Genomic DNA, 16,814 nt, shown 5'->3' with positions numbered 1-16,814 from the left:
GCGAGGGGGCGTCGGCGACGGATCCGGCCGCGAGGGCACCGGATCTAGCGGCCCGACACCTGGCCGAACACCTTCGCGATGGGGGCGATCACGAGCGGGCGGGCGGCGACCCAGCCCCCGGCGATCACGACGAGCGAGAGCACGAACACCCAGAAACCGGTCCAGGTCACCGCGTCCTGCGAGGCGAACATGTGGTTCAGGTTGCGGAGCATGCCGGTGAGCAGCACGAGCGCCACGTGCACCACGATGAACGCCGTGAAGAACAGCATGGTCGGGAAGTGCACCGCGCGGGCGAGCTCGATCGGATACGCCTTCGACAGGCCCTCCGCCTTCTTCGGCCACAGCCCCGACATCCGGAACCCCGTGACGATGGCCACCGGCGCGGCGAGGAACACGATCGTGAAGTAGGCGAGCTGCTGCAGGCTGTTGTAGTTGACCCAGCCGTTCTCGGTCGGCCAGTCGAACGATACGTACTGCAGCGCCGCGGACAGCGCGTTCGGGAACACGTCCCAGCTCGTCGGCACGATCCGCATCCACTGCCCCGTGACGAACAGCAGCACCACGAAGATCACGCCGTTGACGATCCAGAGCAGGTCGAGTCCTTGGTGGAACCACAGCGTCAGGCTGATCTTGCCCTTGGGGTTGCCGCGCGGGGTCCAGAACGCGGTCGGACGCTTCTGCGTGCGCACCTGCAGGCCGGAGCGGATGATCAGCGTCATCAGGAACACGTTGAAGAAGTGCTGCCAGCCGATCCATCCGGGGATCCCGACGGGCGCCCCCTCGGGCAGGTGGTACTCACCCGGGTAGGTCGTCAGGAAGTCCTGCATGAACGGCAGGCTGAGGAACGCACGCACCAGCACGATCGCAGCTCCCGCCAGGACCGCGAGGCCCGCCGCGGCGAACAGACCGCCGATCGCCTGCAGCCAGGTCGGGCGGAGCTTCGATGCCGCGGGCTCCGCGACGGCGCTGCGCGGCGCCGACCCGTTCCAGACGGTGCGCGTGAACGGCAGCGGCGCGGAGACATCGGGGCGGGCGGCGACAGCCGTCGACGGCGCGGCCGGAGCGGCGACCGTCGCTTCGGAGGCGGTCGTCGCCTCGGTCGCCGCGGGGGCGGCCACGGCCCCGGCAGAGAAGGCGGCGATGGCGGTTCCGGCCGGAGGCCAGGGGTCTCCCCCGCCGACACGCGGCAGACCGCGGCGCAGGGCGGATCCGGTCGCCGCCGGAGCGCTCGCGGATGCGGGGGCGCTCGACGCGGCGGCCGTGGCGGTAGCTGCCGCAGTGGCCGCCGCCGAAGACTCGATCGTCGAGGCACTCGCGGCGGTCGGCGCCACGGCTGCGGATCCTGCGGCACCCTGGGCGGCCGGGCTCGTCATGACGACGGGCGCGGCTCCCGCCGGAGGCCAGGGCTCACCGCCCGCGATCCGCGGCAGGCCACGGCGCAGGGCGGATCCGGCAGCTGCCGCGCCCGCGGCGTCGCGCGTCGGATCCGCCGACGCCGAGATGCTTTTCGTGTCTCCGCCGACCATCGGAGCGGCGTTTTCCATCCCTGACGCCGAACTCGCCGGCGAAGAGATGGATTCCGCTGCCGCGGGAGCGCTCGGAGCGGCGTTCTCCATCTCGGCGGCACGCTCGTCGGCGGGCGCCGTCGCGATGACCTCCGCGACCGCTGCGACCACGCCGGCGGGCGGCCAGGCCTCGCCTCCGCGGGTGCGGGGCAGTCCCCTGCGCACGGTGGTCATCGCTACTTCTTCCGCGCCCGCAGCGCCTCGATCACCTGCGGCACGACCGTGAACAGGTCGCCCACGATGCCGAAGTCCGCGACGTCGAAGATCGGCGACTCCGGGTCCTTGTTGATCGCAACGATCGTCTTGGCGGTCTGCATGCCGGCACGGTGCTGGATCGCCCCGGAGATGCCGAGCGCGATGTAGAGCTGCGGCGAGACCGAGACTCCGGTCTGACCCACCTGATGCGCGTAAGGGATGTATCCCGCGTCCACCGCGGCACGGGAGGCGCCGATCGCACCGCCGAGCTCGTCGGCGAGGTCTTCGACGAGGGAGAAGTTCTCCTTGGACCCGAGTCCGCGCCCACCCGAGACGACGACCTTGGCGCCGCGCAGCTCGGGCCGGGACGAGGCCGCCTCGACGGCTTCGATCGGCTCGCCGGTCGCGGCGGGCGCACCGGACGCCTCCACCGCGAGCGCCTCGACGCGGGCGTCGGCCACGGCCTCGGCGCGCGCGTCGATCGCCCCCTGACGCACGGTGATCACGGGGGCGCCGAAAGTCGGAGCGGAGTCGGTGAGGAACGCCCCGCCGTAGACGGAGTGATGCGCCACCACGCCCTCGTCGTCGCGGGAGACGCCGATCGCGTCGACCGACAGCGCCAGCCGCTCGCGCACGACGAGGCGCGCGGCGGCGTCGCGGCCCGCGATCGAGTTCGAGACGAGCACGGCGTCGGGGCGGACCGCGCGGTACGCGGCCTGCAGCGCGTCGACCACGGGGACGGTCAGGGATCCGCCGTCGACGTCCGCGGTGAGCACGACCTGCGCGCCGGCCGCGAGGACGGCGTCGACCGCCGCCTGCGCGGTACCGGCAGGGGCGGCCACGAGCGCGACCGGGGAGCCCAGTTGCGCCGCAGCTCCCAGCAGGCCCGCGGTCGACGTCGCGGCGGCACCCGCCGGAGTCACATCGACGAGCACCAGGATCGAGTCGGAGGGGTATGCCATGCTCACACCAGCCTGTTCTGCGCGAGGAACTCGACGAGCTGCGCTGCGGCGTCGCCCTCGTCCGTGATCTTCACACCCGCGGCGCGCGGCGGCTTCTCGGCGACCGCGGTCAGGATCGCCTGCGGTGCCTCCGCGGGATCGGCGCTGACGCCGAGGTCGGTCAGGGAGAGCACCTCGAGCGGCTTCTTCTTCGCCGCCATGATGCCCTTGAAGTTCGGGAAGCGCGCGTCGGGCAGGGCCTCGGTGATCGAGATCACAGCCGGGAGCGGCGCGCTCACCGGCTGGGATCCGAAGTCCGTCGCGCGGGTGCCGGCCACCGCATCGGCGCCGATGGTCACGGCGCTGAGCGCCGTCGCCTGCGCGAACCCGAGGTGCTCGGCGAGCATCGCGGGGATCACGCCTCCGGACCCGTCCGTGGAGAGATTGCCGGTGATGACCAGATCCGGCGCACCGCGACGGATCGCCGCCGCGAGCACCGCAGCGGTCAGGCCCAGATCGGCGCCGCGCAGCACCTCATCGGACACGTGAACCGCAGATCCGGCGCCGATCGCGAGTGCCCGGCGGATCGACGCGGTCGCCGACTCCGGAGCCATCGACAGCGCCACGACCTCGGTCCCGGGGTTGGCGTCGGCGTAACTCAGTGCGACCTCGAGCGCGCGCTCGGTGATCTCGTCGAGCACGACGTCTCCGGCTCCGCGATCCGCCAGACCCGTCTCCAGGTCGAGCTTGCGGTCCCCGTAGGTGTCGGGCACCTCTTTCACCAGGACGAAGATCTTCATCGAGCCTCCTCACGCGACCTCGATCGGCCGGTCCGGCCGCGGGCGGAATCGCCTCGGTTACCGGGCGATAACGTGGTGCCAGCGTACCTCAGCGCCGTGCCGGATCCGACCGCGCCCGACACCGGCGGACACACCCTGGCGCAACCCTCCAACCCGGACGCCATTCCGCCCGCAGAGCCTTGGCGGAGCGCTACGAACACGCCCGCACAGCGATTCTCCGGGGATCCGGATCCGGTTCCCGCCCCGGTAACGTAGGGGAATGGCCCGCCCGCACCCCCTGCCCGTCGACCCTCTCGCCGAGGCGAAGCGGCAGTGGCTCGTGCACGGCTGGGACCACGCCGCCGACGGCATGTCGCTGGTCACCTCGGTCATGCGGGCCCAGCAGCTGCTGCTCGCGCGGGTGGACGCCGCGCTGCGCCCGTTCGCGCTGTCGTTCGCGCGCTACGAGGTGCTGCGCCTCCTCGCGTTCAGTCGCACGGGCACTCTGCCGCTGTCGAGCGTGGTCGCGCGCCTGCAGGTGCACGCGACGAGCGTCTCCAGCACCGCGGACCGGCTGGTCCGCGACGGCCTCATCGCCCGGCACCGCGATCCGCACGACGGCCGCGCAGCGCTGCTCGAGCTCACCGAGGTCGGCCGCGAACTCGTCGAACGCGCCACCACGGCGCTCAACGACGAGGTGTTCGCCGCCCCCGGCATCTCCGCCGAGGACTCGGCCGACCTCGTCGCGATCGTGGCGCGCATGCGCAAGGCGGCCGGAGACTTCGCGGATCCGCGTCCGCAGCCGGATCCCCTCTGATGGGTTCGTTCGTCCTGGAACGGATGATCGCCGCTCCGCTCGAGCGGGTGTTCGCCCTCTCCCTGGACGTCGGCGTGCACGTCGACTCGATGACGGCGCACGACGAGCGGATCGCCGACGGCGTGCGCTCGGGCCGGATGGCGGAGGGCGACACGGTGACCTGGGACGCGCGGCACTTCGGGATCCGCTTCCGGATGACCTCGCTCGTGTTCGACGTGGACGAGCCTCACGCCTTCTCCGACCGGCAGATCCGCGGCCCGTTCGCCGAGTTCCGGCACCGGCACACGTTCTCGTCCATCCCGGCCGATACGACGCCGGGCGGACACGGCACTCTCATGCGCGACGAGATCGAGTTCCGCTCCCCGTTCGGCCCGGTCGGTCGCATCGTCGACGCAGTCGTGATGCGCCGTCATCTCGTGCGGCTCATCGAGCAGCGCAACGACACGCTCGCCGCGCAGGCGGAGCAGTCGTAGGCTGGCCGGCATGAGCGAGCTCCGCATCCGCACCGTCCTCGAGCCCATGGGCCCGGCCGGCGCCATCGTGCTCACCGACGCGCAGGTCGCCGAGGTCAGCACCGCGAAGGCCTTCCCCGTCACGGTGACGATCGGGGCGAACACGGCCCGTCTCCGACTGGGGCGCATGGGCGGGAAGAACCTCATCGGCTTCAGCAAGGCGAACCGCACGGCGATGGGCCTCGAACTCGGCGACGAGTTCGAGGCGGTGATCGCCGCGGACATGGCGGAGCGGACGGTCGAGGTGCCAGGGGTGCTGTCCTCCGCCCTCGCCGACGCCGGGCTCACCGCCGCCTACGAGGCGCTGAGCTTCACGCGCCGCAAGGAGCTCGCCGTCTCCGTCGCCGATGCCAAACAGGATGCGACGCGCGAGCGCCGCATCGCCAAGGCCCTGGACGAGCTGCGCGGCTGACGCGCCGCCATTCACACGCCCCATGCGCGGGCAACGGGATGCCCTTCGTCTCGCTGCGCTCGCTCAGGGACCGGCAGCGACGAGACGAAGGGCGTCGCGCTGCGGTGGAGCCGTCAGTCGCCGTCGTACACGTACGCGTCGAAGCGGGCGGGGATGTTCATCCGCTGCCAGGCGAGCTCCTCGTCCCGGCGAGAGCGGTCGCCGGGGAACGCGCGAGCCGTGTGCCGCGGCACCTGCCTGCTGTGCCCCGCGAGGTGCGCGACGGCCACGGCCTGCCCGCACACGCGGGCGGCGGCGACGGCGCTCGGATCCTGCGCCTGGCGCGCGGCCTCATGGCAGGCGAACGCCTTCTCCCGCACGGCGTCGATGTCGAGCTCGCCGCGCAGGAAGGCCTCCGCGGCCGCGAGCGCCTGGTGCGGGCGGTCGTCGTCGGGACGCTCCGCCTGGAAGAGCGGCAGGAGCCGCTCGGCGCAGGCGATGGTCCAGCCGACCAGCTCGCGCCGGTCATCCTCCGAGAGGCGCAGATCCTCGATGTCGGGCAGCGCGCCGTCGGCGAAGAGCGGCACGACGTTCGACGCCGGATCCTCGCGCCCTGCAGCGTCCTGGCGGGACGGATCCGCGAAGGATCCGAGGGAATGGATGTCGGCCACGGCGATCACCGGTTCACGAACTGCGGCGGACGCTTCTCGCGGAAGGCGGCCATGCCCTCCTTCTGGTCCACCGTGTCGAACAGGGAGGCGAAGGCCTCGCGCTCGATGTCGAGCCCGACCGCGAGCGTGGTCTCCATGGCGGCGTCGAGGGTCGCCTTCGCGGCGATGATCGACGGCAGCGACTTCGACGCGATCGTCTCGGCGAGCGTCGACGCCTCGGCGAGCAGGTCGGCGGTCGGCACGATGCGCGACACCAGACCCGCCCGCTCGGCCTCCTCCGCGCCGATGATCCGTCCCGACAGCACGAGCTCGGCGGCCTTGTAGTACCCGACCGCGCGGATGAGCCGCTGCGTGCCGCCCATGCCCGGGATGACGCCGAGGTTCACCTCGGGCTGGCCGAACTTCGCGTTGTCCGCGGCGAGGATGATGTCGCACATCATCGCGAGCTCGCATCCGCCGCCCAGGGCGAAGCCCGACACGGCGGCGATGACCGGGGTGCGCACGGCGGCGAAGTCGCGCCACACGCCGAAGTGGTCGGTCGCGGTGATCTCCGCGGCGGACATCGCTTCCATCTCCTTGATGTCGGCACCCGCGGCGAAGGCCTTCTCGGATCCCGTGACGACGATCGCCCCGACTCCCGGATCCGCGTCGAACGCAGTGGCGGCGGCCGTGACCTCCTCGGCGACCTGCGAGTTCAGCGCGTTGAGCGCCTGGGGCCTGTTCAGGGTGATCCAGCCGACTCGTCCGCGCTGCTCCGTGAGGATCGTCTCGTACTCGTTCGTGGCCATGCTCATCCTTTCGCCGCACCTTCGTGGCGCTTCCAGTATCTCCGATGTCGGTGAACGGACGGTGTCGGCACTGCAGGATCCGCGAGACTCCAACTGGGCGACGAGACTGCGCCGCACGCGTGCAGTCTCGTCGCCCAGTTGGAGTCTCGCGGTCAGGAGGGTCCGTTCCGGAGGGTCCGGTCCGGAGGGTCCGGTCAGGATGCGTCGCGGATGTCCGTGATGATCCCGGAGAAGTCGCGACCGGCGCCGGGGCCGGCGGCGAACGTCGCGTAGATCTGCTGGGCGAGCCGGCCCATCTGCGCCTCCGTGCCGGTGCCCTCGATCGCCTGCAGCGCGAGGCCCAGATCCTTCGCCATGAGCGCACCCGCGAACCCCGGCTGGTAATCGCGGTTGGCGGGGCTCGTCGGCACGGGACCCGGCACGGGGCAGTTCGTCGTGATCGACCAGCACTGGCCCGAGGCCTGCGACACCACGTCGAACAGCGCCTGGTGCTCCAGCCCCAGCCGTTCGCCGAGCACGAACGCCTCGGCCACGGCGATCTGCGAGATGCCGAGGATCATGTTGTTGCAGACCTTCGCGGCCTGCCCGAGCCCCGGACCACCGCAGTGCACGATGCGCTTGCCCATCGTCTCGAGCAGCGGGAGCGCGGCGGCGAAGTCCTCGTCCGAGCCGCCCACCATGAAGGCGAGCGTGCCGTTCTCCGCCCCCACCACACCGCCGGAGACCGGCGCGTCGATGCTGCGATGACCCGCCTCGATCGCCAGCTCATGCGCGGCGCGCGCCTCGTCGACGGCGATGGTCGAGCTCTCGATGAAGAGGGTTCCGGGGTCGGCCGCGGCCAGCAGCCCGTCCTGATACGCGGCGATCACGTGCTTGCCCGCGGGGAACATCGTGATGACGACGTCGGCGCCGGACACCGCATCCACCCCGAACTGCGCGACCGGCAGCCCTGCGGCGGCGGCGGCGTCGACCGCGGCGGGCACGACGTCGAAGCCGATCACCTCATGCCCCGCGGCGAGCAGGTTCTTCGCCATCGGGAGGCCCATGTGACCGAGCCCGAGGAACGCGATCCGCGTCATGATGCAGGCCGCATCGACGCGGATCCGGAGGGGCGCAGCATCTCGCGCCCGACGATGAGTCTCATGATCTCGTTCGTCCCTTCCAGGATCTGATGCACCCGCAGATCACGGACGACCCTCTCGATCCCGTAGTCCTGAAGGTACCCGTACCCGCCGTGCAGCTGAAGGGCCTTGTTGGCGACATCGAAGCCGGCATCCGTCGCGAAGCGCTTGGCCATCGCGCAGCGCATCGTCGCGTCAGGCGCCTTCTCGTCGACGGCCTGCGCGCCGTCGCGCACCATGAGCCGCGCAGCCTGCAGATCCGTGCGCATGTCGGCGACGGCGAACAGGATCGACTGCTTCTCGGCGAGCGGCTCGCCGAACGCCTCCCGCTCGTGCACGTACTGCACGGCGCGGTCCAGCGCCCACTGCGCGCCGCCGATCGAGCAGGCGGCGATGTTCAGGCGGCCGCCGTTCAGGGCGCTCATCGCGATCGCGAAGCCCTGCCCCTCGGATCCCAGCATGTTCGTCGCGGGAACCCGCACGCCGTCCAGGATCACCTGGCGGGTGGGCTGCGCGTGCCAGCCCATCTTCTTCTCGGGTGCGCCGAAGCTGAGGCCCTCCGCGTCGCCGGGGACGAGGAAGGCGGTGATGCCGCGCGCGCCCGGAGCCCCGGTGCGCGCCATCACGATGTAGACCGCGGCCTCGCCGGCGCCGGAGATGAACTGCTTCACGCCCGTCAGCACGTACTCGTCGCCGTCGCGGATCGCGCTCGTCGCGAGCGCAGCAGCGTCGGATCCCGCCCCCGGCTCCGTGAGGCAGTAGCTGCCGAGTCCCTTCATCGAGATGAGCTCGGGCATCCAGCGCGCGAGCTGCGCGTCGGTGCCGTAGCCGTCGATCATCCAGACGACCATGTTGTGGATCGAGATGTAGGCGGCGATGGTGGGGTCGCCCTTGGCGAGCTCCTCGAAGATCGCGACGGTGTCGACGCGCTCGAGCCCGGTCCCCCCGGACTCCTCGCGCACGTAGATCCCGCCGAGTCCCAGCTCGCCGGCGCGCATCAGAGTGTCGCGCGGGAACAGGTGCTTCTCATCGCGCTCTGCGGCGAACGGGGCGAGCTCGGTCTCGGCGAACTCGCGCACGGCGCCGAGGATGGCGGCGCGCTCTTCGCTGGTCATCGTGGTCGGGGTGGCGACGGTTGTCATGTCGTGTTCCTTCTGGCGTTTCTGCGTGAGTGCGGCCGGGTCAGTGCATCGTGGGGATGACGAAGCTGGCGCCTTCGCGGACGCCCGCAGCCGGCCAGCGGCTCGTCACGGTCTTGGTCTTCGTGTAGAAGCGGAAGGCGTCGGCGCCGTGCTGGTTGAGGTCGCCGAAGCCGCTGCGCTTCCAGCCGCCGAAGGTGAAGTACGCGATCGGCACGGGGATCGGCACGTTCACGCCGACCATGCCGACATTGACGCGGGCGACGAAGTCGCGGGCCGCGTCGCCGTCGCGCGTGAAGATGCCGACGCCGTTGCCGAACTCGTGCTCTGACGCCATCCGCAGCGCCTCCTCGTAGTCGGTCGCGCGGGCGATCACGAGCACCGGGCCGAAGATCTCCTCACGGTAGATCGACATGTCGGTCGTGACCCGGTCGAACAGGGTGGGGCCGAGGTAGAAGCCCTCCTCGTGACCGGAGACGGAGAAGCCGCGTCCGTCGGCGAGGAGCTCGGCACCCGCGTCGACCCCTTGCTGGATGTAGTCGTTCACGCGCTCGACCGCGGCGCGGTTCACGAGCGGGCCGTAGTCCATGCCCGGCTCGAGCGACGGCCCGACCTTGAGCGCCGCCACGCGCTCGGCGAGCTTCGCGGCGAGCGCGTCGGCGGTCTCCTCACCGACCGGCACCGCGACCGAGATCGCCATGCAGCGCTCCCCCGCCGAGCCGTAGCCGGCGCCGATGAGGGCGTCCGCGGCCTGGTCCAGGTCGGCGTCGGGCATCACGACGAGGTGGTTCTTCGCCCCGCCGAAGCACTGGGCGCGCTTGCCGTGCGCGTTCGCGGTCGTATAGATGTACTCCGCGATCGGGGTGGATCCGACGAAGCCGATCGCGCGCACCCGCTCATCGGTGAGCAGCACGTCGACGGCCTCCTTGTCGCCGTGCACGACGTTGAGGATCCCGGCGGGCAGGCCGGCCTCCAGGAACAGCTCGGCGATCCGCACGGGCACGGAGGGGTCGCGCTCGCTGGGCTTGAGGATGAAGGCGTTGCCGGCGGCGATGGCCGGGCCCATCTGCCACAGCGGGATCATCGCGGGGAAGTTGAACGGGGTGATCCCGGCCACGACGCCGAGCGGCTGGCGCAGCGAGTACACGTCGATGCCGGTGCCGACGCCCGTCGAGTACTCTCCCTTGAGCAGGTGCGGGGCGCCGACGCAGAACTCGATCACCTCGACGCCGCGCTGGATGTCGCCCTTCGCGTCGTCCAGGGTCTTGCCGTGCTCGCGCGAGAGCAGGGCGGCGAGGTCGTCCATCTCGTCGCGGATCAGTTCGAGGAAGCGCATGAGCACCCGCGCCCGCTTCTGCGGGTTGGTGGCCGCCCACTCGGGCTGAGCGGCCTCGGCGTTCGCGATCGCGGCACGCACCTCGTCCCCGCTCGCCAGCGGCACCCGCGCCTGGACGGCGCCGGTCGAGGGCTCGAACACCTCCCCCCAGCGGCCCGAGGTGCCGGGGATCGGGGATCCTCCGATGAAGTGGGTGATGTCGCGGACCATCGTGTGCTCCTGGTTCTGCGTCGTCGTCGGCGCTGCCTCTCAGATTACGTGGACCTCCATCTATTTACTAGGGGTTCCATGTAATTCATCGACACCTGTCAGGCCGTTCACCTTCCGGTCACCTTCGACACGTACAACAGACTCTGCGCGGGCTGCGGACGCTGACCGGATCGGGTGCTCGTCTTCCCCGCGCAACGGGATGCGCCCGGCTTTCTCGCACGGGCGCCTACGCGGTCACGAACCGCAGGACCCCCGCCGAATCGGGTCGGCGGGGGTCCTCTCTTCTCTGCGGATCCTCTCCGCGGACGGGTGGGAGCTACTCCCAGGTCACCGTGGGGGTCGCCGCTCCGAAGTCGACGGTCGGCGTGTCCAGGTAGCCGCCGAACGTGACCGTATAGGTCTGCCCGTCGCTGCCCTGCAGCGTCATGTCGACGCTGATCGAGTCGTAACTGGACACGACCGTGGGCGAGGATCCGCTGGACTCCGGCTCCAGGTTGCCGAGCGCGGCGCTGCCGTCGGCGGTGAGCGTGCGGGTGACGGTGCCCTCCACCGGGCTGGCGCCGGAGAGGTCGATCGCCGTGATGTCCATGCCGCAGGGCGTCGCCAGCGTCTTCATCGCGACGCAGCCCTCGACGGCCGTGCGCACGAGCGATCGGAATGCCGCGACTCCGGCGTCGTTCAGCGCGGTCTTCACGTCGTACAGCGCGGCGGCGTCCTCGGGCGAGGCGATCGTCAAGGTCGTGTCGCCGTCGATCGAGAAGTACTTCGAATCCAGCGCGATCTCATAGGCGCCGGGGAACACGTACGCGTTCTTGATGTCCGCCGTCGGCACGCCGTTGAAGGTCGCGTCGAGTCCGCGCAAGGCGTCGAGGGAGACCGGGTTCACGCCGTTCGCGATCTTCCAGGTGTCCTTGATCCGATAAGCCTCATAGGTCACCGACGACAGCGTCTTGTCGCCGATCCGGTACGACGCGATGACGGTGGCCGTGGACTTGCCCTCGCCGCCCTTCGCGACGGAGATGCGGCTGATCGGGGCGAGCCTGTTCGACTCCTTCAGCACCGCGTCGGTGAGGAGCGTCTTGTCCGGCACGCCCTCGAGGTAGCCGAGCGCGGTCTTCGCGTCACCCTTCGAGACGGCCGTCAGATAGGCCTTGACCGTGTCGGCGGCCGTGACGGAGGACCGCGTGATGGCCGGCACCACGAGCAGCGCCACGACCAGGATCGCGACGAGCAGCAGGGCCGCGCCGCCGCCGATCAGGCCCCAGAGCAGTCCCTTCGAGGTCTTGCCGGGCGGCGGCGGAGCATAGGCCTGACCGGGCTGGACGGGATACTGCTGACCCGGCTGCGCGGCGTACGGCTGGCCAGGGTAGGGCTGACCGGGTTGCGCGGCGTACGACGGACCGGGGTAGGCCTGGGCCGGTTGCCCCTGGCCAGGCTGCGCCGCGTAGGGCTGACCCGGGTACAGCTGCCCCGGGTCAGGCTGTCCCGATTGCGCGCCATACGGCTGACCCGGCTGCGAGCCGTACGGCGACGGCTGGCCGGGCGGCGGAAAGGACTGCTCCGGCACCTGAGGCGGCGATCCCGGAGCAGCCGGAGGAACGGCCGCAGCGTCCGCAACGCCCTCCTCCGGCACCGGCGTCGCAGCCGGCGGAGGCGGTGTCGGGTTCTGCGAACCGGATCCGAAATCGAGCTCATGCCCGCCCTGAAGCGGTTCCCCCTCGGTAGCCATGAACTCAGACTATCGAGCAGCGCCGCATCGTTCGATGGGCAGAACTGCCCCGCTTCAGGCGGAACCGCGCCGGGCTCTCCGCGCAAGAGCAGATGAGCAGGTGAGGGTTGACAGGCTCGCCTCTCGTATCTATAAAGAAACTTAGCTAATAGATCTTCAGGAGTTGCGATGACGTCTTCCCCCGCCCCCGGCACCCCCGGCTGGCTCGCCCTGCGCAACGACCAGGCGGCGCTCGCGCTCCTCCTCGACGAGGGTCCTCTGACGCGCAATCGCATCGGCGAGCTGACCGGGCTCTCCAAGCCGACCGCGGCGCAGATCGTGGCACGCCTCGAGGAGGCCGGCCTCATCCGCACCGCGGGCGAGCTCTCCGCCGGCCGCGGTCCGAACGCGGTGACCTACGACGTCCGCCTCGACCACACCCTGGGCGTCGCGATCGATGTGGACGAGACCGTGCTGCGGGCGACCGTCGTCGACGCGCGCGGCACGCGGCACCCGGTCGCGACCGTCGCACTCGACGCCTCGCACCCGCGCTCCGCCGAGGGCGATGTCCGCCGCGCGATCGACGCCGCCTGCACAGCGGCGGCCGTCGATCCAGCGGCGATCGTCGAGATCGTGATCGGCGTGCAGGCCGCCACGGATCCCGCCGCGGATCGCCTGAACTTCACGGACACCCTCGACGGCTGGCCCATGCAGAACGCGCGCGGCGAGCTCGAGGCGGGCCTCGGCATCGCCGTGACGCTGGAGAACGACGTGAACCTCGCCGCGATCGCGGAGCGGGCCGAGGGCGCCGGCACCGAAGCCGCGGGCTTCGCGCTGCTGTGGCTCGGCGAGGGGCTCGGCCTCTCGATCGACCTCGACGGCGCGATCCTGCACGGTGCGACCGGCGGCGCGGGCGAGATCGGCTACCTGCCGGCACCCCGCACGGCGATGGCGATCGACCCGGATGCGGAGGATCTGCAGGAGCTGGTCGGCGGATCCGCGGTCGCGCGCGCCGCGAGCACCGCCCTGGGCATCACCCTCGACTACGCGCACGCGCTCGACGCCCTCACTGCCGCACCCGAACAGGAGAGGATCCTGCCCGCGCTGGCGCAGCGCATCGCGTTCGCGCTGACCCCGGTGATCGCGGTGCTCGATCCGGCGCTCGTGATCCTGGGCGGCCCCACGGGCATCGCCGGCGGGGCGCCGCTGGCCGACGCGGTCTCCGCGGCCCTGCGCGCCTCGTCGAGCTGGAACCCGACCGTGCACACCACCGGCGCCCCCGCCGATGCGGTGCTGCTCGGCGCGCGCCACGTGCTCGTATCGCGCCTGCGCGCACGGATCCTCCCCGACTGACCACCCCGGGAGTGCCCGGGACCACGGCGATGTAAGGGGCGTCAGCCCCGACGAACAGAGAGGTTCACATGAAACGCCACACCATGACACGGCTCGGAGCCGTCGCCGCGATCGCCATCGCGGGCGTCGTCCTCGCCGGCTGCTCCGGCGGATCAGACACCGCCATCGCCACGAAGGCGCCCGATCACCTGTCCGGCACGGTCACCCTGTGGGAGTTCTTCAGCGACCGCGAGGCGGGCGTCGTGCAGTCCGTGATCGACGACTTCCAGAAGAAGCACCCCGATGTGAAGGTCGACGTGCGCACCGGCCAGGAGGACGACAAGATCATCAAGGCGATCGCCGCGGGCAACGGCCTCGACGTCGCCATCTCCGGAGCCGTCGACAACGTCGGCGCGTTCTGCTCCTCGGGAGCGCTGCGGGATCTGACCCCCTACATCGATCGCGACGGCGTCGATCTGTCCCAGCTGTCAGACGTCGCGCGCAGCTACACCTCGTTCGGCGGCAAGCAGTGCGCGCTGCCGATGCTCGCCGATGTGCAGGGCCTCTACTACAACGCCGACCTGCTCCAGGCGGCCGGCTACAGCGCCCCGCCCAAGACGCTCAGCGAGCTCGAGACGATGGCGGTCAAGCTCACGACGTACAACCCCGACGGATCCATCAAGACCCTCGGCTTCAACCCGCTGATGGGCGCCTACGAGAATGCACCCACGGTCTTCGGCGCCGCCGCCGGCGCCGAGTGGATGAAGGACGGCAAGAGCAGCATCGCGTCCTCCCCCGGCTGGAAGCAACTGATGACCTGGCAGAAGAGCTTCATCGACGAGATCGGCTATGACAAGCTCAAGGCCTTCACGGCGGGCCTCGGCGACGAGTTCTCCGCGAGCCAGGCCTTCCAGACCGGCCAGCTCGCGATGAACCTCGACGGGGAGTGGCGCGTCGCGTTCCTCGCCGATCAGGCCCCCGACGTGAAGTACGGCGTCGCGCCGTTCCCCGTGCTGGACGGTCACGAGGATCTCTACGGAGGCGGGTACTCCTCCGGCACGATCGCGGGTGTCTCCAAGGGGTCCAAGAACCCCGAAGCCGCCTGGGCGCTGCTGCGCTACCTGACCTTCGACACCGACGCGGTCGTGAAACTCGCGAACGGCCTGAAGAACGTCCCGACCACGAAGGACGCGCTCGCGTCGTCGAAGCTCGACCTTCCGGATCAGTTCGGCACGTTCCTCGACATCGCGAAGAGCCCGCACCTGACCTCGATCCCGGCGACCGTGATCGGCAGCGCGAACCAGGTGGCGCTCTCCGGCTACTGGACGAAGTTCCAGTCCGGCGGCGGGGGCGACATCGACGCCGGCCTGAAGAAGGTCGACAAGGACATCGACGACCAGCTCGCGCTGAGCGAAGGCCCGTGATGACCGCGACCCTCGCACCGGGGCGTGCGGAGACTCCTCCGCACGCCCCGGGCTCCCCCGCCCGCCGCCGGCGCGGATCCGCCGCCCGCCGTCGGCGGTGGAGCATCGCCCTGATGCTGGCGCCGACGCTCCTCGGTCTCGCCGTCTTCTTCGTCTACCCGCTGGTCGCGAACCTGTACTTCTCGTTCACTCGCTACGACCTCGTCTCGGCGCCGCAGTGGAACGGGTTCAGCAACTACGTCTACCTGTTCACGAAGGATCCGCGGATCGTCACGGCCGCGCTGAACACCCTCTGGTTCGTCGTGGTCCTCGTGCCGGTCAGGATCGTCTGCTCGCTCGCCGTGGCAGGTCTCCTGCTGCGCGCCAGGAGTGCCGGCGGGATCTGGCGCACGATCTTCTACCTGCCCGCACTGGTCCCGCCCGTGGCATCCGTCGTCGCCTTCGTGTTCCTCTTCAACCCGGGGACGGGCCCCGTGAACCTCGTGCTGAAGAGCCTCGGCATCCCCGGCCCGCTCTGGTTCAACGACCCGGCGCTCGCGAAGCCCTCGCTCGTGCTGCTGGGGGTGTGGGTGATGGGCGACGTGATGATCATCCTGCTCGCCGCCCTCCTGAACGTGCCGCGGGACCAGTACGAGGCGGCCTCCCTCGACGGAGCGAACGGTGTGCAGAAGGTGCGCTACGTGACGATCCCGTCGATCGCCCCTGTGCTGCTGTTCGCCCTCGTGACGGGCATGATCGCGGCCCTGCAGTACTTCACCGAGGCGGCCGTGGCCTCCGGTGTCGCATCCGGCCGCTCCGGAGCCGCCTCCGGCGGGCTCGCCGCCGACATCGGCTATCCCGAGGACTCGCTGCTCACCTATACGCAGTGGCTGTACGTGCGCGGATTCGCCAACTTCCAGCTCGGCTACGCCGCAGCCATGGCCGTGGTGCTGTTCGTGGTCGCGAGCGTGTTCGTCGCCCTGCTTCTGCGCAAGTCGCGCGCCTTCTCCCCGGAGGACTTCTCATGACCGCGACCGCCCTCATCACCACGGGATCCGCCCGTCCCCCGCGCCCGGTGCGCGGCGGCCGGCGGGTGCTCGTCTGGATCGCAGACCACACCGTGCTCTCGGTGCTCGCGGTGCTGTTCCTCGCTCCGATCCTGTTCGTGCTGCTGACCTCGTTCATGTCGAGCCGGCAGACCCTGACGGCCTCGATCTGGCCCCAGCCGTGGGACCTCTCCAACTACGTCCGCGCGTTCACGCAGGTGCCGCTGGGGCTGTGGTTCCTGAACTCGGCCTTCTACGCGGTGCTCGCCACGGCATTCATGCTGATCTCCTCGGTACCGGCGGCCTACGTGCTGGCGAAGATCCGCTTCCGCGGCGCGAACATCATCTTCCTCGCGATCATCGTCGCGATGCTGCTGCCGCCGCAGGTGACGATCGTGCCGGTCTACGTGATGTTCTCGAAACTCGGGATGACCGGGACGCTGTGGCCGCTGATCCTGCCGAACCTGCTCGGCGATGCGTTCTCGATCTTCCTGCTGCGGCAGTTCTTCCTCACGATCCCCACGGCCTACGCCGACGCCGCGCGGATCGACGGCAACGGCGAGTGGGGCGTGCTGTGGCGCGTGATGGTGCCGATGACCAAGCCCGGCATCGCCTCGGCCGCGATCTTCCTGTTCTTCAACTCGTGGAACGACTACTTCGGCCCCCTCCTGTACGCCTCGGAGAATCCGTCGGCCTGGACGGTCGCCTACGGCCTGTCCACGTTCCACGGCACGCACGGCACCGACTGGGGCACGACCATGGCCGTGACCATGCTCGTGACGATCCCCGTCGTGATCGTGTTCTTCTTCGCCCAGCGCGTCTTCGTCGAGGGCATCAATCTGACCGGCGTGAAGGGCTGA

The 16,814-nt window shown here is 70.5% G+C and carries 16 protein-coding genes; 7 read left to right on the top strand and 9 right to left on the bottom strand.

The window, feature by feature from the left end:
• Positions 1 to 44: 44 nt before the first annotated feature.
• Genes CQ044_RS16945 through CQ044_RS16935 form a run of 3 tightly spaced genes read right to left on the bottom strand, consistent with a single transcriptional unit; the run spans position 45 to position 3,501 of the window.
• Positions 45 to 1,739, bottom strand: coding sequence for a cytochrome b/b6 domain-containing protein (locus CQ044_RS16945; protein ID WP_105689552.1), 1,695 nt, complete (start codon positions 1,737 to 1,739; stop codon positions 45 to 47).
• Positions 1,740 to 1,741: 2 nt separating this feature from the next.
• Positions 1,742 to 2,722, bottom strand: coding sequence for an electron transfer flavoprotein subunit alpha/FixB family protein (locus tag CQ044_RS16940; RefSeq protein WP_105689551.1), 981 nt, complete (start codon positions 2,720 to 2,722; stop codon positions 1,742 to 1,744).
• 2 nt (positions 2,723 to 2,724) lie between these two features.
• Positions 2,725 to 3,501, bottom strand: coding sequence for an electron transfer flavoprotein subunit beta/FixA family protein (locus CQ044_RS16935; RefSeq protein ID WP_105689550.1), 777 nt, complete (start codon positions 3,499 to 3,501; stop codon positions 2,725 to 2,727).
• Positions 3,502 to 3,760: 259 nt separating this feature from the next.
• Here CQ044_RS16935 and CQ044_RS16930 point away from each other — a divergent pair, with 259 nt between their 5' ends.
• The 3 genes from CQ044_RS16930 to CQ044_RS16920 are packed head-to-tail and all read left to right on the top strand — an operon-like array spanning position 3,761 to position 5,221.
• Positions 3,761 to 4,297, top strand: a complete 537-nt coding sequence (locus tag CQ044_RS16930) for a MarR family winged helix-turn-helix transcriptional regulator (RefSeq protein ID WP_105689549.1) — start codon at positions 3,761 to 3,763, stop codon at positions 4,295 to 4,297.
• Positions 4,297 to 4,770, top strand: a complete 474-nt coding sequence (locus CQ044_RS16925; protein ID WP_105689548.1) for an SRPBCC family protein — start codon at positions 4,297 to 4,299, stop codon at positions 4,768 to 4,770. The genes CQ044_RS16930 and CQ044_RS16925 overlap by 1 nt, the downstream gene beginning before the upstream one ends.
• 10 nt (positions 4,771 to 4,780) lie before the next feature.
• Entirely contained in the window at positions 4,781 to 5,221 is a 441-nt protein-coding gene (locus tag CQ044_RS16920; RefSeq protein WP_105689547.1) for a YdeI/OmpD-associated family protein, read from the top strand.
• A 113-nt stretch (positions 5,222 to 5,334) separates the two neighbouring features.
• Here the strand turns inward: CQ044_RS16920 and CQ044_RS16915 are convergent, their stop codons facing one another.
• The 6 genes from CQ044_RS16915 to CQ044_RS19665 all read right to left on the bottom strand — a co-directional run bounded on the left by CQ044_RS16915 (position 5,335) and on the right by CQ044_RS19665 (position 12,194).
• A complete protein-coding gene (locus tag CQ044_RS16915; RefSeq protein WP_146116819.1) occupies positions 5,335 to 5,871 on the bottom strand; it encodes a putative immunity protein in 537 nt (178 codons plus the stop codon).
• 5 nt (positions 5,872 to 5,876) lie between these two features.
• Positions 5,877 to 6,659 carry an enoyl-CoA hydratase-related protein gene (locus CQ044_RS16910; RefSeq protein WP_045270410.1) on the bottom strand — a complete coding sequence of 261 codons (783 nt, stop codon included), beginning with the start codon at positions 6,657 to 6,659 and terminating at the stop codon, positions 5,877 to 5,879.
• Between the two features lie 194 nt (positions 6,660 to 6,853).
• Complete coding sequence (gene mmsB / locus CQ044_RS16905) at positions 6,854 to 7,738, bottom strand: 3-hydroxyisobutyrate dehydrogenase (protein WP_105689545.1); 885 nt, start codon at positions 7,736 to 7,738, stop codon at positions 6,854 to 6,856.
• Positions 7,735 to 8,922 (bottom strand): acyl-CoA dehydrogenase family protein, encoded by a 1,188-nt coding sequence (locus CQ044_RS16900; protein ID WP_105689544.1) that lies wholly within the window; start codon positions 8,920 to 8,922, stop codon positions 7,735 to 7,737. The genes mmsB and CQ044_RS16900 overlap by 4 nt, the downstream gene beginning before the upstream one ends.
• 40 nt (positions 8,923 to 8,962) lie before the next feature.
• Positions 8,963 to 10,465, bottom strand: a complete 1,503-nt coding sequence (locus tag CQ044_RS16895; protein ID WP_105689543.1) for a CoA-acylating methylmalonate-semialdehyde dehydrogenase — start codon at positions 10,463 to 10,465, stop codon at positions 8,963 to 8,965.
• Positions 10,466 to 10,781: 316 nt separating this feature from the next.
• Positions 10,782 to 12,194 carry a DUF3824 domain-containing protein gene (locus CQ044_RS19665; RefSeq protein ID WP_181158360.1) on the bottom strand — a complete coding sequence of 471 codons (1,413 nt, stop codon included), beginning with the start codon at positions 12,192 to 12,194 and terminating at the stop codon, positions 10,782 to 10,784.
• 168 nt (positions 12,195 to 12,362) lie between these two features.
• On the opposite strand from CQ044_RS19665, the gene CQ044_RS16885 reads away from it, so the two are divergent.
• The 4 genes from CQ044_RS16885 (at position 12,363) to CQ044_RS16870 (ending at position 16,814) form a co-directional block, all read left to right on the top strand.
• Entirely contained in the window at positions 12,363 to 13,526 is a 1,164-nt protein-coding gene (locus tag CQ044_RS16885; protein WP_105689541.1) for an ROK family transcriptional regulator, read from the top strand.
• Between the two features lie 68 nt (positions 13,527 to 13,594).
• Positions 13,595 to 14,929 carry an ABC transporter substrate-binding protein gene (locus tag CQ044_RS16880; protein ID WP_105689540.1) on the top strand — a complete coding sequence of 445 codons (1,335 nt, stop codon included), beginning with the start codon at positions 13,595 to 13,597 and terminating at the stop codon, positions 14,927 to 14,929.
• Positions 14,929 to 15,936: a carbohydrate ABC transporter permease gene (locus tag CQ044_RS16875; protein WP_181158359.1), complete on the top strand. Its 1,008-nt coding sequence runs from the start codon at positions 14,929 to 14,931 to the stop codon at positions 15,934 to 15,936. Before CQ044_RS16880 ends, CQ044_RS16875 begins: the two co-directional genes overlap by 1 nt.
• Positions 15,933 to 16,814 (top strand): carbohydrate ABC transporter permease, encoded by an 882-nt coding sequence (locus CQ044_RS16870; RefSeq protein ID WP_105689539.1) that lies wholly within the window; start codon positions 15,933 to 15,935, stop codon positions 16,812 to 16,814. Before CQ044_RS16875 ends, CQ044_RS16870 begins: the two co-directional genes overlap by 4 nt.

Origin of the sequence: Microbacterium sp. MYb64 (assembly GCF_002979495.1) — a bacterium.
Classification (GTDB): Bacteria; Actinomycetota; Actinomycetes; order Actinomycetales; family Microbacteriaceae; genus Microbacterium; species Microbacterium azadirachtae_A.
The sequence above is the reverse complement of the archived record's forward strand: the minus strand, read 5'-3'. Positions and strand labels throughout refer to the sequence as shown.

Coding starts and splice junctions, on each gene's coding strand:
- CQ044_RS16910 (WP_045270410.1), bottom strand. CDS start 6,659: ATGGCCACGAACGAGTACGAGACGATCCTCACGGAGCAGCGCGGACGA.
- CQ044_RS16870 (WP_105689539.1), top strand. CDS start 15,933: ATGACCGCGACCGCCCTCATCACCACGGGATCCGCCCGTCCCCCGCGC.
- CQ044_RS16875 (WP_181158359.1), top strand. CDS start 14,929: ATGACCGCGACCCTCGCACCGGGGCGTGCGGAGACTCCTCCGCACGCC.
- CQ044_RS16935 (WP_105689550.1), bottom strand. CDS start 3,501: ATGAAGATCTTCGTCCTGGTGAAAGAGGTGCCCGACACCTACGGGGAC.
- CQ044_RS16885 (WP_105689541.1), top strand. CDS start 12,363: ATGACGTCTTCCCCCGCCCCCGGCACCCCCGGCTGGCTCGCCCTGCGC.
- mmsB (WP_105689545.1), bottom strand. CDS start 7,738: ATGACGCGGATCGCGTTCCTCGGGCTCGGTCACATGGGCCTCCCGATG.
- CQ044_RS16940 (WP_105689551.1), bottom strand. CDS start 2,722: ATGGCATACCCCTCCGACTCGATCCTGGTGCTCGTCGATGTGACTCCG.
- CQ044_RS16930 (WP_105689549.1), top strand. CDS start 3,761: ATGGCCCGCCCGCACCCCCTGCCCGTCGACCCTCTCGCCGAGGCGAAG.
- CQ044_RS19665 (WP_181158360.1), bottom strand. CDS start 12,194: ATGGCTACCGAGGGGGAACCGCTTCAGGGCGGGCATGAGCTCGATTTC.
- CQ044_RS16945 (WP_105689552.1), bottom strand. CDS start 1,739: ATGACCACCGTGCGCAGGGGACTGCCCCGCACCCGCGGAGGCGAGGCC.
- CQ044_RS16900 (WP_105689544.1), bottom strand. CDS start 8,922: ATGACAACCGTCGCCACCCCGACCACGATGACCAGCGAAGAGCGCGCC.
- CQ044_RS16925 (WP_105689548.1), top strand. CDS start 4,297: ATGGGTTCGTTCGTCCTGGAACGGATGATCGCCGCTCCGCTCGAGCGG.
- CQ044_RS16880 (WP_105689540.1), top strand. CDS start 13,595: ATGAAACGCCACACCATGACACGGCTCGGAGCCGTCGCCGCGATCGCC.
- CQ044_RS16920 (WP_105689547.1), top strand. CDS start 4,781: ATGAGCGAGCTCCGCATCCGCACCGTCCTCGAGCCCATGGGCCCGGCC.
- CQ044_RS16895 (WP_105689543.1), bottom strand. CDS start 10,465: ATGGTCCGCGACATCACCCACTTCATCGGAGGATCCCCGATCCCCGGC.